Raw genomic sequence first — 16,060 nt, 5'->3', positions numbered from 1 at the left:
GATTATGCTGCGAGCGGTGTTCTACGTCACTGCGTCACTTCGCAAGAGAGCGTTACCGAATCAGCGAGAATCGCGGCGAGGCAGCCTTGCATGGGTGATACGCCGCCTATGTACTGCCTATCCGTTACCATTGCGGACACGGGAGCGCGTGCGTCCTGGATTTTTTCATCAACCGAAGTCTTTGCCTTGCCCACTTATACATTGCCTGCGGCGCTGACCGCGGAACTCGAGATTCGCAAGAGCCGTTTTATTGCGCATGCGATACCGGTCGCCGACCGCGACGCCGCGATGGCCGAATTGCGTCGCCTGCGCGAGGAGCATCCTGCCGCGACGCATGTATGCTGGGCGTTGCTGGCGGGCGGCCAGTCGGGCATGTCCGACGATGGCGAGCCGTCCGGGACGGCAGGCAGGCCGATTCTCGAGGTATTGCGGCACCATGATCTGGACGGCGTGCTGGCGGCCGTCGTGAGGTATTACGGTGGGGTGAAGCTGGGCGCCGGCGGGTTAGTGCGGGCTTATACCGATGCTATCGCTTCGGCTTTGCTGGATGCACCGAGGGTGGAGCGGATTGCTCAGGTTTTGCTGACCGTCGAGGTTGGGTATGCCGATGAGGCGAAGGTACGGAGATGGATCGAGGCTCAAGGCTATGGGTTGGTGGAGAGTGTTTATGGGATGTTAGTGCGGGTGACTGTACGGTTGCCGGTTAATGCCGTTGATGACGCTCGGCGGGAGTTGGTGGATATGACTCAGGGGAAAGCTGGTTTTTTTTGATTTTTTTGCCTGTGCGGCGCTATGGGTGTTTGCCTGCGGTGTTGGCCTTTTCTTGCTTTGTTTGCCTGCTCGGCGCTTTGGGTTGTACGCCTGCGGTGGTGGCCTTTCCTTGATTTCTTATTGGTCTATTAGCGTCGCCCCTGTGCGGGGCAGGCACTTACTTTCTTTGCCGCCGCAAAGAAAGTAAGCAAAGAAAGCGGCTTCACACCGCCAATTCTTACGCGGGTCCCCTGGCTTGGAGGAGGTAGTGGAGCATCTGGAATCGGTGTTCCCGCACACTCCGCGCCGGTGACAAGGCCGTCATGCTTCCGGCGGCGCTGCGCGCGCCGTGGCGGTACTTCTTAAAACCAATGGGGCGTGTGCGCCTCCGGCATCATTCTTCCCGCCTCGCACTGCGTGCTCGCCGGAATCGTCTGCAAGGGAAACCAGTGGCTTCGCTTGTGCGCGGTGGGGGCCATTGGCTTCACCTCGGCGAGGCGCTAAATGGTGGGAGTGCGGGCCACTTCGCCGAACGCAACGTAGCCGCGAGTTAGGCGAGCGCAGCAGAGGCAATCCCTTACGTTTGAACAACCGTAGGCACGGAAGCGTCGCTAGTGCAGCGAAGACAAGCCACTACACCTGGATAACCGCAGGCACGAAAACGACCGACGGTTCTGTGAAATCCCGCCACGGCGCGCGCAGCGCCGCCGGAAGTATGACGGCCTTGTCACCAGGGCGAAGTATGCGAGGGCACCGATTCCAGATGCTCCACTACCTCCTCCAAGCCAGGGGACCCGCTTCAGAACTAGCGGTTTGAGCCGCTTTCTTTTGCCTACTTTTCTTTGCGGCAGGCAAAGAAAAGTAGGTGCTCCCCCGCACAGGGGGAACGCTAATAAACCAACAAGAAAGCAAGGAAAGGCCACCGTCGCAGGCACACGGCCAAAAAGCGCCGAGCAGGCAAACAAGGCAAGGCACGTTGAAAATCCTCAACCTTAGCCCACGCCAAGAAAAATGCGCGAGAGCGCCTCACTGTTACCATGCTGTCCTGTACAGCGATATCACATGCCCGTATGGGTTCACAAAAGCGCCGAGGAGGCTTCGCGAACCCGGTCCGCATGCGCTATCCCCCTATGACCGGCCGCCGTTTTCGAATACGCGTCAATTTAAAAGGCACCTCCTCTGAAATCGACCGCCGCTTTTTCCCGCACAGCGTCTGAGTCGCCGCACCAGAGCCTATCTCTGCTGCAATCGCTCGGCCTCACTCGTCCGCCCCTGAGATCCACGGTGCTCAAGGGCTGTGGCGCCGTCGCACTGCCGTTGATGCTGTCCGCATGTTCGTGGTCGTGGTTCGGCCTGAATAGCCCGCCGCGCGCGGCGGTGGTCCACCCAACAGGCTGGCTCAGCGTCGCCCCGGCCCGCGACTTCGCCTACATGCCGGCGAGCAGCGGGCGCGTATCGCCGAATCGGATCGAAAACACGGCGATGACCGGCATCGTACTAAAAACCGATATCAATGAAGCGGTACGCAACGGTATCGTGAGCCGCCTGCAGATCGCCGGCTTTCACCTCACCGAAGGCAAGAAGGTACTGAGCGGCAGCATCGAGGATTTCACCGTGGACGACGCACGTTCTCCGGCGTTCTGGACACTGAAAATGCGCTACGTCGTCACCGATGCCACTACCCAGAAGGTTGTGTTTTCAACCACTAAAACGGTCCGGCAAAAGTCACCCAAGTTCACCAGCAATACCATCGCTATCGAGGACACGGTCAAGCTGAGCGTCGATGCCCTGATCGGCGATCCGGGTTTCGTCAAATCGGTGAATTGAGCGGACAGGCCAAATCGGTACGGCCCGGCATTTCGCTACAATCAGATAAACGTGCGCTGGGCGCCCGCCGCCTCGCACGTCCGATCGTCCCCTTTTCGTGCGAGCCGTCATGTCACTCACCGCCTGGCTGTTCTTTCTGCCCGCCTGCTTCGCGATCAATCTCGCGCCCGGCCCGAACAATCTGCTATCGATCAATGTCGCCGCGCAGCACGGTTTCATGACGGCATTCGTCGGCGGCACCGGCCGGCTCGTCGCGTTCGCGCTGATGCTGGTGCTGGCCGCGACCGGCCTCGCCGTCGTGCTGCACGCATCCGAGTGGTTTTTTCTCGCGATCAAACTGGCCGGCGCCGCCTATCTGATCTGGCTGGCGATCCAGTTATGGCGCAGCGACGCCCCCGCCATCGATACGATGCAGCAGGACGATGCGTCGCTATGGCGGATCGCGCGGCAGGAGTGCCTGGTGGCCGCAGGCAATCCGAAGGCAATTCTGGTCTTCACCGCGTTCTTGCCGCAGTTCGTCGATATCGCCAAGCCTATGCTGCCGCAGTTCGCGGTGCTGGGTGCGAGCTTTCTGGTGCTCGAATGGGTGGCTATCGCGCTTTACTCCTGGGCTGGCATGCACCTCGGGAAATGGCTGGTTCGCGCGAAAGTTCGCCGCTGGTTCAACCGCTGCTGCGGGGCGTTTCTGGCGGCGATCGGCGTGAGCTTTCTGCTGGTACGACGCACATAGCGCGCGCGAAAAGAAAAATATTAAGGTTACCAAACGATCTGCCCGGTGACACCCCGGCGGGACGCGCAATGCGATGCAATGCAGCCGCTTCTTGAAACACGTCCGGTCATTCAGCCACATCGGTGCATGCATAAACGATAGCTTATGCTCGACCCGAGAAACTTTAACTATCCTCAATCCACCTCCCCCCCTATTCTCGAACGGTGACCCGCCGCCATGGCATGGCGATGCGCGGCAACGGGCAAGCGACTTCTCATAGTCACAGGGGCGACATCATGAAGATCTGTATCTTCGGCGCGGGAGCGATTGGTGGTTTGATGGGCGTGCAACTGGCACGCGCGGGTGCGGACGTGAGTTTCGTCGCGCGTGGCGCGCATCTCGCGGCGATGCGCGAACACGGCGCGCGCTTGCAGATGGACGGCGAGACTTTCAGCGCGCCGGTGCGCTGCACGTCCGACCCGCGCGAACTCGGCGCGCAGGACTTCGTCATCGTCACGCTGAAGGCGCACTCGCTGCCCGGCGTGGTCGACGCCATGCAGCCGCTGCTCGGCAAGCACACGGCGATCGTCACGGGCGTCAACGGCATTCCCTACTGGTACTTCTATCACCATGGCGGCAAGTTCGCCGGCACGCGTCTCGCCAGCATCGATCCCGACGGCAGCCAATGGACGAAACTCGGCCCCGAACGCGCGATCGGCTGTGTGCTCTATCCTGCCGCGGAAATCGTCGAGCCGGGCGTCATCAAACATGTGTACGGCAAGAAATTCCCGATCGGCGAGCCGAGCGGCGAGCGCACGCCGCGTATTCAGCAGTTGCACGAGATCATGCAGGCGGCGGGTTTCGATGCACCGATCCGCGACAATATCCGCGATGAAATCTGGCTCAAGCTGTGGGGCAACCTGTGCTTTAATCCGATCAGCGCGTTGACGCACGCCACGCTCGACGTGCTCACCAGCGATCCCGGCACGCGCGCGGTATCACGCACGATGATGCTGGAAGCCAAACGCATCGCGGATCAATTCGGCGTGCACTTTCGCGTCGATGTGGAAAAACGGATCGACGGTGCGGGCGCGGTCGGCGCACATAAGACCTCGACGCTGGTCGATCTGGAAAACAGACGTCCGATGGAAATCGATCCGTTGCTGACGGTGGTGCAGGAAATGGGCCGCCTCGTTGCCGAACCGACGCCGTCCATCGACGTCGTGCTCGCTCTGGTCAAGCTGCGCGAGCGGATGGCATTGCAGGGCGCTTGAGATTGACCGCTTCTTTGCGACGATATGCGGGATACGCGGGACGAAAGGATCGAACGCCAGAGCGTTCGATCCTTTTTTAACGTCGCTATTGATCGATCGCGAGCCACACAGCCTTCGGCTCGGTAAAGTTTTCAATCGCAACGTCGCCGTGCTCGCGGCCGAAGCCCGAGTCGCCGGAACCGCCCCACGGCAAGCGCACGTCGGTATAGCCGTAGGTGTTGATCCACACCGTCCCTGCCCGCAAGTCACGCGCGACGCGATGCACACGGCCGATGTCCGCGCTCCAGACACCCGCTGCGAGGCTATACAGCGTGCCGTTGGCGATACGCACCGCGTCGGCTTCGTCGTTAAAGCGGATCACACTCGCCACCGGCCCGAAGATCTCCTCTTGCGAAATGCGCATTTCGTGCTCGACGTTGGCGAACACCGTCGGTTCGACGAAGAAGCCGCGCGCCCCTACCCGCGCGCCGCCGGTCACGAGCGAGGCCCCTTCGGCCCGGCCGGTTTCGACATAACCGAGCACGGTCTTCATCTGCGCGGCCGAAATGAGCGGCCCCATGGAGGTCTCGCGTGCCGCCGGATCGCCGACCTTGATCGACTTCGCGCGCGCCGCCAGGCGCTCGACGACCTCGTCGTACACATCGCGATGCGCGAGAATGCGCGAACCCGCCGAACACACCTGGCCCGTGTTGAAGAAAATCCCCGACGCCGCCGCCCGCACCGCATTGTCGAGATTCGCATCCGCAAAGATCAGGTTGGCCGACTTGCCGCCGAGCTCCAGCGTGACGCGCTTGAAATTGCCGGCCGCGCCTTGCAGAATGCCGCGCCCCACCGAAGGCGAGCCGGTGAACGTCACCTTGTCGACGCCCGGATGTGCGACCAGCGCATCGCCGACCACGCGCCCCTTGCCGGTGACGATATTCAGTACGCCCGGCGGCACGCCTGCTTCCAGCGCGAGTTCGCCGATGCGCAGCGCGGTGAGCGGCGTGATCTCCGCGGGTTTGACAATCAGCGTGCAGCCGCACGCGAGCGCGGGCGCGATCTTCCACATGCCGATCATCAGCGGGAAATTCCACGGCACGATCGCGGCGACCACGCCGACCGGTTCGCGCAGCGTGTAGGTCAGCGCATCGGGGCGCACCGGCACCACCTGGCCGTTGATCTTGTCGCACCAGCCTGCGTAGTATTCGAGCGTATCGATCGCCGCCGGAATGTCCTGGCGCATCACCGCGGAAATCGGCTTGCCGGCGTCGAGGCTTTCGAGCGCGGCGAGCTCTTCCAGATTCGCGCGCATCAGGCCAGCCATACGGCCGAGAATGCGGCCGCGCTCGACTGCACGTAGCGCGTTCCACACTTTCAGCGCGGCGCGCGCCGCATGCACCGCGGTATCGACATCGGCAACGCTGCCTTGCGCGACCAATGCGATCGGCTCTTCGGTGGCCGGGTTGATGTCGACGGAATATTCGCCGGTGCCGGGCGGCAAGCGCTTGCCGTCGATCAGCAAATTATGGCGCCTGAGGCCGGTTTCAGTTTCCATCATGAAGCTCCTTGCGTGAGAGGTAGCGTGGACCGAATGGCAGCGGACCCACTGGGGCCAAGGCCGGGGCCTAGGGCTCGTGCAGTGCCGCGCCGCCAGGCGACGCGGCCGGCCACGCGAATTCGTGCGTAGCGGACGGTGCCGCGCCTGCGGCGTTCGAAGGCGCGCCGGCGGGCATGGCGAACTGCGCCCAGGCCGCCGCGGCGTTAGGTCTGAGGGAGCGGTTGCGACGATGTACGAGCATCGTCGTCAGGTTCATTTCGGGAACCAGCGGCCGGCTCACTAGCGGCGCGCGAAGCGCGGGCCAATGTGCGTCGATGGGTAGCACGCCGATGCCGAGGCCCAGCTCGATCATGCGCAGCACGGCCGCCACATGTCCGGGTTCCTGCACCGGCCGCCGTTTCAAGCCATGCGCGCTGAAGGCCAGGTCGAGCGCGGCGCGCACGCCCGCGTCGGCGTTCAACGTAACGAGCACCCACTCCTGCAACGCACTCCATGCGACGCTCACATGCCGCGCAAGCGGATGCGTATGCGGCATGACCACGTGCAGCGGCGTCGTGAAAACCACTTGCGCGTGCAACAGGTCACCGGCCAAAGGTTCGGCCGCCGACACCACCCCGAAGTCGACTTCGCCTTGCTCGACACTCGCGAGCACGCCGCTTTGCGGTTGATCCTTGACGGAGACGATCAACTCAGGAAAAGCCGCCGCACAACGCGCGAGCCCTTCCGCCACCCAACTCGACGACAACACCGGATTGCTCGCCAGGACCACCACGCCAGTGTGTCCGTCGTACGCGGCGCGCTCTTCGCGCAGCGTCAGCTCGATTTCGTCGAGCAAGCGGCCAATGCGCCGCTCGAGGCTGGCGCCCGCATGAGTCAGTTCTACCTGGCGTGTGGTGCGGTCGAACAGCTTCAACTCGACGGCGTCTTCGAGTTCGCGCACGCAGCGGCTCACCGCCGATTGCGTCAGATCGAACTCGCGGGCCGCGCGCGTGAAGCTCCGTTCGCGCGCGACGGCGACAAACACCTTGAGTTGCTGCAACGAAACGTTCATAAGTTAGCTGCCAGGCGCGGGCGACTCGCTCTACTCACCCGTCTGCTCCGGCCAGTGACTGAGCGGCGAGCTCTTGCCGCCCGCAACAGCCAGCACGCCTTGAGGCTCATTATGCGATTCGATCCAGCGCGAACGCATCGGCGCGAGAATGAACTTAGCCGAGATGCCCGCCGCAATCGTCACGACCGCCGAGACGATAAAGACAAGGCTCCAGCCGCCAGTGGCCGACAACACCGAAGCAATCGGCACCAGCAACGAAGCCGTGCCCTTCGCGGTGTACAAGGTGCCCGCATTGGCCGCGGCATATTTGCTGCCGAAGGTATCGGCGCAGATCGCGGGAAAGATCGAGAAGATTTCGCCCCAGAACAGGAAGATCAGCGCGGCGAAAGTCATAAACGCATACGGATTGGTGCCGTATCGCATCAGGCCGAGCAGCGCGACGCCCTCGCCGATGAAGATCACGAACATGGTGTTTTCGCGGCCGAGCTTGTCGGAGATAAAGCCGCACAGCGGGCGCGTAAAACCGTTGCAGATATTATCGATCGAGAGCGTCATCGTGAGCAGCGGCAAGGTCATGCCGAAGATCGTCATCGGGATGCGCGCGAGTCCCCAGTCTTTCGCGATCGGTCCGATCTGCGCGGTCGCCATCAGGCCACCCGCCGCCACTGCGACGAACGACACGTAGATCACCCAGAACACCGGCGTCCTGATCATCTGGCCCGGCGTGTAATCGACCTTGGTCACCGCGAATTTCTTCCTGGGCGCGGGGGCCTGGCGCAAATTCGGCTTCTTCAACATCAGCGCGAGCAGGAGAATGGATACGCCTTGCAGGACGCCGAAGAAGAAGAAAGTGTGCTCATAACCCGAGCGCGTAATCATGTTGGCGATTGGAATCACCGTCACTGCCGCGCCGGCGCCGAAGCCGGCGGCGGTCAAACCCGCGGCGAGACCCCGGCGATCGGGAAACCACTTCAATGCATTGCCGACGCAAGTGCCGTACACACCGCCCGCACCGATCCCCGCGATGACCGCCGACAGATACAGCATCGGCAAAGTCGTCGCATACGAATTGATGACCCATGCAAGGCCGGCGCATACCGCGCCGCCGGCGACGACCGGGCGCGGCCCGAACTTGTCGACCAGCCAGCCCTCGACCGGCACGAGCCACGTTTCAGTCAGGATAAAGATAGCGAAGGCGAGTTGAATCGATGCTTCGCCCCAGTGATGCCGCGCGTTCATCGGCGTGACGAACAACGTCCATGCGTACTGCAGATTGGCCACCAACGCCATGCACATCATGCCGATGACGAGTTGCCACCAACGGTTCGCCCAGAATACGCGGGCTGTGGTCTGCTGAGTGAAATCGTCCATGAGCCTTGTCTCCGCTATCTATTTAGTGCAGCCAGCGAAAACGCCGCGCTGTATGCAGTTCACCTTATGGTTATGACCCGGAAAGCCTTGCCATTCGGGAATATTTAATATTTGCGTCTTTAATTCGATTCTTTAAAAACCGGCTAACTCAACTCACACTTTTCTCAACCAGTTCTTTATTCAGATCAATGACGAATCGGCGCCATTTCCGCAGCCGGCCGGCTCCCTCGCTGCGCCGGCAAACCAGGCGTTAACCCGGATTCGATGCCATCAATTCCGCTTTCTTATACAGACTCATGCTAGGGTCAATGCTGAATTACTAATAATTAAAGTTTGTTATTATGTTGATTCACGTTTGCTTATACATCGGCCATGACGATGCGCAATGCGACTCTGCGACAACTGAAGGTTTTCGAAACGGTGGCGCGCCACCTGAGCTTCTCGCGCGCGGCGGAAGAATTGCACCTGACGCAGCCCGCCGTCTCCACCCAGGTCCGGCAACTCGAGGAGCACGCGGGACTGCCGCTGTTCGAACAACTGGGCAAGAAAATCTATCTCACCCCGGCCGGCACCGAGATGCTCCACTACAGCCGCGCGATCATCCAGCAGTTCCACGAAGTCGACGAAGCAATGAGTCAGCTCAAGGGCGTCTCCGGCGGCAAGCTGAACGTCGCGGTGATCAGCGCCGGCGACTACTTCTTTCCGCGCCTGCTGGCTGAATTCACGCGACGCTACTCGGGCGTGGTGCTGAATCTCGCGGTACACAATCGCGAGGAATTGCTGCATCAACTCGCCACCAATCAGACGGATCTCGCGGTGATGGTGCGCCCGCCGCACGAAACCGACGCGACCAACGAACCGTTCGCGCCACACCCTTACGTGATCGTGGCGGCGCCGACGCATCCGCTCGCGAACAAGCGCAACATCAAGATGAGCCAGTTGGCCAACGAGGCCTTTATCGTGCGCGAACGCGGCTCGGACACATGGAATTCGATGGAAGAAGGCTTCGCCGGCCGGCTCGCCAATCTGAACATCGCGATGGAGATCAAGAGCACCGAAACGATCAAACAGGCCGTGATCGCCGGCATGGGCATCGCCTTTCTGTCCGCGCATACCATCAGCCTCGAACTGCAGGTTGGCCATCTCGTCGTACTCGACGTCGAGGGTTTTCCGGTCATGCTCAACTGGTATGTCGTGCATCGGAAGAACAAGCGTCTGCCGCCCGTTGCGGTTGCCTTCAAACGCTTCCTGATGGAGGAAGGCGCGAACCTGATCGAGAAGATCACGCGTGTGAAGGAATTGAGCGTGTATAAGCAGTAGGCTATGGAAATCCAATAAAACTTTAACTATTGCGAATTGATCAGCACTTCCTTGCTGCGAGTGAGTTCTTTCGTCAGTTGTCACACTTGTCACACTTGTCAGTCCAGGAGGCCGATCATGAACCACGCTCCGGCAGGCGGCGAGCCGCTCTGACTCGCCAACCACTCTGCTTGCCGTTCGACGCGTCGGGGTATTCATGTTTAACGGCGCGTCGCGCGATGAGTCGAGCGGTAGCGGGCGCAGGCGCGCTTATGCTCGCCCTTGTAACTACCGCTGTAACCACCGCGCCAGCCGCGGCCATGCCGGTATGCCGCGGTTCGCACCATGCCCGGCGTCTTCTCGCGCAGCGTCCACGCTTGCTCGTCGCCACCGTGCCATTCAATGCGCGCGAGCAGGTCCGGCTGCGCCGGTACGAGCCCATGGCAACGCCCCGCGAATGCATAAGCGCGGATGCCATGACCGTTGGAATACTCACGGCTCACCATCAGATGCGCGCCCAACGCAGCAGCCAGCGCGCTCATCGCGAGCAGCGCAGCGAGTCCGAACGGCTGCGCCTGTTCGGTGACGAAGCCGTAGCCGAGCCATCCACACAGCAGCAGCGCCAGTAGATTGACGAGGCGGTGGCCCGGGTGCGCCAACGTGCTCGCATCCTTCGTGTCCAACAAGCCGCGTAGTTTGCAAAAGACGATCGCCGACGTCGCGAAGATCCATGCGCCGATGAATACCGCGGCATACAACTCGATACGCTCGACATCGGCCTGCGCTGCAGATGACAGCGCCGCTTGCAGGTAGCGCGTAAAACCGCCAGCCATCGCCGCGAGCCCAACGCAACTGCCAAGCAGTGCGACAAGCCTGGGCCGTCGCGTCATCAAATCGCGCCGCCGCACCAGCCAGGCGCCGAGCCCGGCGCCCGCGACGGCAGCAGTCACCACGCCGCTGCTCGCGCCGATACCCGCCGCAAGCAACCCGGCAAGCGCGGCAGCCAATAGCCCGGCGTGCCAAAACGGCCGACGCGGCGCGCGCCGCGCAAGCGGCAGTTGCCCGACAGCAGCCAGCACAACCGCCAGGCCGGCAGCCAGCAGAAAGCCGACGCCCATCCACGCGATACTGTCAGACACTTGCGGCATGCGTGCTCCTCCGTGTCGCGATGTAATGGAACCAGACCGAACCCGATTCAGTTCAATTCAGACAGCGGTTGCGGCGGCCTCCGATGCAGCCGATGCCGCCGCCTCGCGCGCGGCAGTCAACGTATTGCTGAGCGAGCCGATCCCGTCGATCGTGATCGTCACCGTCGAGCCATCCTTGATCGAGCCCACACCAATCGAGGTGCCGCATGCGATCACATCACCCGGCTCGAGTGTCAGGTCTTGCGATATCAGACTGACCTGCTCGGCCGGCGAAAACACCATATCGGCGAGCGGATAGTTCTGCCGCTCCACACCGTCGAGCATCGTCACGAGACGCGCTTTGCACCAGTCGAAACCCGAGACGATCGAAGGTCCGATACAACAAAACGTATCGAAGCCCTTTGCGCGGCACCATTGCGGGAAGTGCGGATTTTCGTTCAACAGATCGGCTGCGGTCACATCGTTGACAAGCGTGTAGCCGAAGATCGCTTTAGCGGCCTGTTCAACGCTCGCATCGCGGCAGCGCCGCCCGATCACGATGCCAAGTTCGCCTTCGTAGGCGATCTTGCCTGCATAGCTGAGCGGGCGCAGGATCGGTTCGCCCGAGCCGATCACCGAACCCGCCGGTTTCAGCAAAAACAGCGGATGCGCCGGCACCGGCTTGTCGAGCTTCGCCGCCAGCGCGTGAAAGTTATTCCAGAGCGCGACGATCTTGCCCGGCGCGCAAGGCGCAAGCGGTGTCAACGCGCGAGTCGACAGCACCGCGCCGGTCGGCACCGGCTGATCGAGACTCGCGTACTCATGCAAATAGCCACCTTCGACCCGGCCGAACACAATGCCGCCGTCGTTCGACATGAACCGCATCCACGTATCCATAGATCGCTCCTTAAGCGCTTTGGCGTGATCCTCTTCGCGTTCGATTGCTGTGAGGAAAATCACACCGTCACCTGCTTGATGCATCAAATCAAATGCGTGGCCTGCGCGTGGCTATCCGGCGTATGCGCGATGCCGCGCTCTTTCAGCGAGAGAGAATCTTCGTATGCCATGTCCTGCTGTCTCCAGTACGGATTCGAAAGGCGCCACCCGGCTCCGCGCCAAGCTTTGCGGTTAGCGGCGGGTCACGATGTTTCTGTGCGCCTAAATCGCGCCGGCCGTGCGCAATGCGCTGATCTGCTCGGGCGAATAGCCAAGTTCGGCCATCACCTCGTCGGTATGTTCGCCGAGCAGCGGCGAACGTTTGACTTCGGTTGGGCTATCCGACAGTTTGATAGGATTGCCAACCGTCAGATACTTGCCGCGCAACGGATGATCCACTTCGACAATCGTTCCGGTTTTACGCAGCGACGGCTCTTCGGCGATTTCCTTCATTGACAGAATCGGTCCGCACGGAATGTCGTACTTGTTAAGGATTGCCATGGCTTCGAACTTGGTCTTGGTCATGGTCCAGCGCTCGATCTCCGCGAAGATGTCCTGCAGATGCGGCAAGCGCGCGGCGGGCGTCGCATAGTCGGGATCGGTGGCCCACTCTTCCTTGCCGATCACGTTGCAGATTTTTGCCCACACCGGCGCCTGCGTGATGAAGTAGATATACGCGTTCGGGTCCGTTTCCCAGCCCTTGCACTTCAGAATCCAGCCCGGCTGACCACCGCCCGACGCGTTGCCCGCGCGCGGCACCGCTTCGCCGAACGTCCCGTTCGGATATTGCGGATACTCCTTCATCGTGCCGGTGCGTTCGAGCCGCTGCTGGTCGCGCAGCTTCACGCGGCACAGGTTGAGCACGCCGTCCTGCATCGCGGCGAGTACGCGCTGGCCGCGTCCGGTGCTTGTGCGCTGATATAACGCCGTGACGATGCCGAGCGCCAGATGCAATCCGGTGCCGCTGTCGCCGATCTGCGCGCCGCTCACCACCGGCGGCCCGTCGTCGAAACCGGTGGTCGAGGCCGCGCCGCCCGCGCACTGCGCGACGTTCTCGTAGACCTTGCAGTCCTCATAAGGCCCAGGGCCGAAGCCCTTCACCGATGCGACGATCATGCGCGGATTCAATGCCTGAATCCGCTCCCACGTGAAGCCCATCCGGTCCAGCGCGCCCGGTGCGAAGTTCTCCACCAGCACGTCGCATGTCTGGATCAGTGCCTCGAGAACCTGTTTGCCTTCCGGGTTCTTCGTATCGATCGTGACCGAGCGCTTGTTGTGGTTGAGCATCGTGAAGTACAAGCTGTCCACGTCAGGGATATCGCGCAGTTGCTCACGCGTGATGTCCCCCGCACCGGCCCGCTCCACCTTGATCACGTCCGCGCCGAACCATGCGAGCAGTTGTGTGCAGGTCGGACCCGATTGCACATGCGTGAAATCGAGAATGCGCACGCCGTCGAGTGCTTTGCCCATGTCGTGTCTCCTGAAGTGTGCGTCTTACTTGTACATGGTCAGGTTCTTCGTGCCCGGCGCGTATTCGCGCGGGTCGACCCCTACGTTGTTCAGCGCCTTCGCAACCAGATGCCCGCCCGGCACGACGCCGGCATTGCGGGACTTCTGCCTGAGTGTGTCTTCGGCCTTCGTGCTGCGCGTGGCGGGATTCAGGGATGAAACAACTGCAGACATGGTCGTCTCCTGGTCAATCGGTTGTGCAACGGTTGTCGACCGACGCGCCCGCTTCGATGACACCCGCCACTGCGGAAGTCTGGCCGGCTCGGGTACATACGGTATGTAATATATCACATTCAATCAAGATCAATTTCAAGATGTGTTCGCGGCCGGATTTCTGCTTTAAACGCTTGTCCCGCCTACATCACAGCGCAAAATTGCGATTCGCCTGGCGCTAAGCTAGGGGAAAACACCGACTCACATCCTGCCTTGAAGGCGTTTGATATATCACATACCATATTTCAAAGGCCGTCAAGCACGGTTTATCCCGCACCGCGTGGTGCCACCCAACCCAGCGAGGAGACTGTGAACATTCACGAATATCAGGCGAAGGCGTTGTTGCGGGACTACGGCGTGGCGGTGCCGAACGGCCGCGTCGCCTTCACGCCGCAAGAAGCGGAAGACGCCGCGGCGCAGCTCGGCGGCTCGGTGTGGGTTGTCAAATCGCAGATTCACGCGGGCGGACGCGGCGCGGGCCGCTTCACCAACGATCGCGCGGGGTCAGGTGGCGTGCGCGTAGTGAAGAGCGTGAGCGATGTGCGGCGCAATGCGGCGCTGATGCTCGGCTCGGTGCTCGTGACGAAACAGACCGGCGCGGCGGGCCGCGAGGTAAAGCGCGTGTATATCGAGGAAGGCTGCGCGATCGAACGCGAGCTGTATCTCGGCATGCTGATCGATCGCACCACGTCGCGCATCACGCTGATGGCGTCGACCGAAGGCGGCATGGAGATCGAGGAAGTCGCCGCGCGCACGCCGGAAAAAATCCTCAAGGTGGCAATCGATCCGGCCACCGGTTTGCAGTCTTTTCACGCGCGGCAGATTGCGTTCGGCCTCGGGCTGAGCGGCAAACAGGTGAGCGCGGCGGTGCGCTTTATCGTCAGCGTGTACCGGGCGTTTGTGGAACTGGATGCGTCGATTGTCGAGATCAATCCGCTGGTGGTGACGGCCGCCGGCGACGTGGTCGCGCTCGATGCGAAGATCAATTTCGACGACAACGCCCTCTTCCGCCATCCGTCGATCGAAGCGTTGCGCGACGAAGCCGAAGAAGACGCAGCCGAGCTCGAAGCGGCGAAACACGGCCTGAACTACGTGACGCTCGACGGCAACATCGGCTGCATGGTCAACGGCGCCGGGCTCGCGATGGCCACCATGGACATCATCAAACTCTACGGCGGCGAGCCGGCCAACTTCCTCGACGTAGGCGGCGGCGCGACCAGGGAACGCGTCGCGACCGCGTTCCGGTTGATCCTCAACGATCCAAAAGTCGAAGGGATTCTGGTCAACATTTTCGGCGGCATCATGCGTTGCGATGTGATTGCCGAAGGCGTGGCGAGCGCGGCGCGCGAAGTCGATTTGCGCGTGCCGCTGGTGGTCCGCCTGGAAGGCACCAACGTCGAACTTGGCAAGCAGATTCTGCGCGACTCCGGCTTGCCGATCCTATCCGCCGATCATCTCGCCGACGCCGCCGACAAAGTCGTCGCCGCCGTTGCCCGATCCCACGCAGGAGTGCAATGACATGGCCGTTCTGATCGATCGCAACACCAGGGTTATCTGCCAGGGCCTCACGGGTTCGCAAGGCAGCTTCCATTCGGAACAGGCGCTCGCGTACGGCACGCGAATGGTCGGCGGCGTGACGCCGGGCAAAGGCGGCACGCAGCATCTCGGCCTGCCGGTGTTCGACACGGTCGCCGAAGCGGTGGCGCGAACCGGCGCGGATGCGTCGGTGATTTACGTGCCGCCGCCGCTCGCCGCCGATGCGATTCTCGAAGCAGTCGACGCGCAAGTACCCTTGGTGGTGTGCATCACCGAAGGTATTCCAGTTGTCGATATGGTGCGCGTGAAACGCGCGATCGCCGGTTCGCGCACACGGTTGATCGGCCCGAACTGCCCGGGTGTGATTACGCCGGACCAGTGCAAGATCGGCATCATGCCGGGGCATATCCATCGCGCGGGCAAGATCGGTGTGGTGTCGCGCTCGGGCACTTTGACCTATGAGGCCGTCGCGCAAACCACCGCCGCGGGACTCGGGCAGACCACCTGTATCGGCATCGGCGGCGATCCGGTGAACGGTACCAATTTCATCGATTGCCTCGAACTGTTTCTCGCCGACGACGACACCCACGGCATCATCATGATCGGCGAGATCGGCGGCGCGGCCGAAGAAGACGCCGCGCAATTCCTCAAGGATGCGCGCTCGAAGAAGCCCGTGGTCGGCTTTATCGCGGGGACCAGCGCGCCGCCGGGGCGCCGTATGGGCCACGCGGGCGCGATCATTTCCGGCGGCAAGGGTACGGCCGGCGCGAAGATCGACGCGATGCGCGCAGCAGGAATACATGTCGCGCAGTCGCCCGCGGCATTGGGAGAGACGATGTTGGCGGCAATGCGGTGAGCTGTTGCGGAGGTTCCGGCTCAGATAGTCAGCGGCCGGTAAAACAGACAGGCCCGCGGTGG

Annotated in this window: 14 protein-coding genes; 7 read left to right on the top strand and 7 right to left on the bottom strand. The window is 62.0% G+C overall.

Annotated elements, in window-relative coordinates; translation table 11 throughout:
• The first annotated feature begins 186 nt into the window (after nt 1-186).
• The 4 genes from AC3WOG_RS26675 to AC3WOG_RS26660 all read left to right on the top strand — a co-directional run bounded on the left by AC3WOG_RS26675 (nt 187) and on the right by AC3WOG_RS26660 (nt 4,560).
• Nucleotides 187-771, top strand: a complete 585-nt coding sequence (locus AC3WOG_RS26675) for an IMPACT family protein (RefSeq protein ID WP_492582460.1) — start codon at nt 187-189, stop codon at nt 769-771.
• A 1,263-nt stretch (nt 772-2,034) separates the two neighbouring features.
• Nucleotides 2,035-2,577 (top strand): hypothetical protein, encoded by a 543-nt coding sequence (locus AC3WOG_RS26670; protein ID WP_492580861.1) that lies wholly within the window; start codon nt 2,035-2,037, stop codon nt 2,575-2,577.
• Between the two features lie 109 nt (nt 2,578-2,686).
• Nucleotides 2,687-3,307, top strand: coding sequence for a LysE family translocator (locus tag AC3WOG_RS26665; RefSeq protein WP_492580860.1), 621 nt, complete (start codon nt 2,687-2,689; stop codon nt 3,305-3,307).
• Nucleotides 3,308-3,582: 275 nt separating this feature from the next.
• The gene (locus tag AC3WOG_RS26660) at nt 3,583-4,560 is read left to right on the top strand and encodes a 2-dehydropantoate 2-reductase (protein ID WP_492580859.1); all 978 of its coding nucleotides are present in this window, start codon (nt 3,583-3,585) and stop codon (nt 4,558-4,560) included.
• 85 nt (nt 4,561-4,645) lie between these two features.
• On the opposite strand, the gene AC3WOG_RS26655 is transcribed toward AC3WOG_RS26660, so the two are convergent.
• The 3 genes from AC3WOG_RS26655 to oxlT all read right to left on the bottom strand — a co-directional run bounded on the left by AC3WOG_RS26655 (nt 4,646) and on the right by oxlT (nt 8,522).
• Complete coding sequence (locus AC3WOG_RS26655) at nt 4,646-6,097, bottom strand: aldehyde dehydrogenase family protein (RefSeq protein ID WP_492582459.1); 1,452 nt, start codon at nt 6,095-6,097, stop codon at nt 4,646-4,648.
• 70 nt (nt 6,098-6,167) lie between these two features.
• Nucleotides 6,168-7,151, bottom strand: coding sequence for a LysR family transcriptional regulator (locus AC3WOG_RS26650; RefSeq protein ID WP_492580858.1), 984 nt, complete (start codon nt 7,149-7,151; stop codon nt 6,168-6,170).
• Between the two features lie 30 nt (nt 7,152-7,181).
• Nucleotides 7,182-8,522 carry an oxalate/formate MFS antiporter gene (gene oxlT, locus AC3WOG_RS26645; protein WP_492580857.1) on the bottom strand — a complete coding sequence of 447 codons (1,341 nt, stop codon included), beginning with the start codon at nt 8,520-8,522 and terminating at the stop codon, nt 7,182-7,184.
• Nucleotides 8,523-8,894: 372 nt separating this feature from the next.
• Here oxlT and AC3WOG_RS26640 point away from each other — a divergent pair, with 372 nt between their 5' ends.
• Nucleotides 8,895-9,842: a LysR family transcriptional regulator gene (locus tag AC3WOG_RS26640; protein WP_492580856.1), complete on the top strand. Its 948-nt coding sequence runs from the start codon at nt 8,895-8,897 to the stop codon at nt 9,840-9,842.
• A 200-nt stretch (nt 9,843-10,042) separates the two neighbouring features.
• Here AC3WOG_RS26640 and AC3WOG_RS26635 read toward each other — a convergent pair whose 3' ends face one another.
• From AC3WOG_RS26635 to AC3WOG_RS26620, 4 genes are all read right to left on the bottom strand, one after another.
• A complete protein-coding gene (locus AC3WOG_RS26635) occupies nt 10,043-10,969 on the bottom strand; it encodes an NAD(P)(+) transhydrogenase (Re/Si-specific) subunit beta (RefSeq protein ID WP_492580855.1) in 927 nt (308 codons plus the stop codon).
• Nucleotides 10,970-11,026: 57 nt separating this feature from the next.
• Nucleotides 11,027-11,845: a fumarylacetoacetate hydrolase family protein gene (locus AC3WOG_RS26630; RefSeq protein ID WP_492580854.1), complete on the bottom strand. Its 819-nt coding sequence runs from the start codon at nt 11,843-11,845 to the stop codon at nt 11,027-11,029.
• Nucleotides 11,846-12,106: 261 nt separating this feature from the next.
• Nucleotides 12,107-13,354, bottom strand: a complete 1,248-nt coding sequence (gene frc, locus AC3WOG_RS26625) for a formyl-CoA transferase (protein WP_492580853.1) — start codon at nt 13,352-13,354, stop codon at nt 12,107-12,109.
• Nucleotides 13,355-13,378: 24 nt separating this feature from the next.
• Complete coding sequence (locus AC3WOG_RS26620; protein ID WP_492582564.1) at nt 13,379-13,567, bottom strand: hypothetical protein; 189 nt, start codon at nt 13,565-13,567, stop codon at nt 13,379-13,381.
• 348 nt (nt 13,568-13,915) lie between these two features.
• Here AC3WOG_RS26620 and sucC point away from each other — a divergent pair, with 348 nt between their 5' ends.
• A complete protein-coding gene (gene sucC / locus AC3WOG_RS26615; protein ID WP_492580852.1) occupies nt 13,916-15,124 on the top strand; it encodes an ADP-forming succinate--CoA ligase subunit beta in 1,209 nt (402 codons plus the stop codon).
• A gap of 1 nt (nt 15,125) precedes the next feature.
• Complete coding sequence (gene sucD, locus AC3WOG_RS26610) at nt 15,126-15,998, top strand: succinate--CoA ligase subunit alpha (protein ID WP_492580851.1); 873 nt, start codon at nt 15,126-15,128, stop codon at nt 15,996-15,998.
• The last annotated feature ends 62 nt before the right edge of the window (nt 15,999-16,060 follow it).

The sequence above is a fragment of the Paraburkholderia sp. FW306-02-B genome (assembly GCF_058782725.1).
The sequence above is the reverse complement of the archived record's forward strand: the minus strand, read 5'-3'. Positions and strand labels throughout refer to the sequence as shown.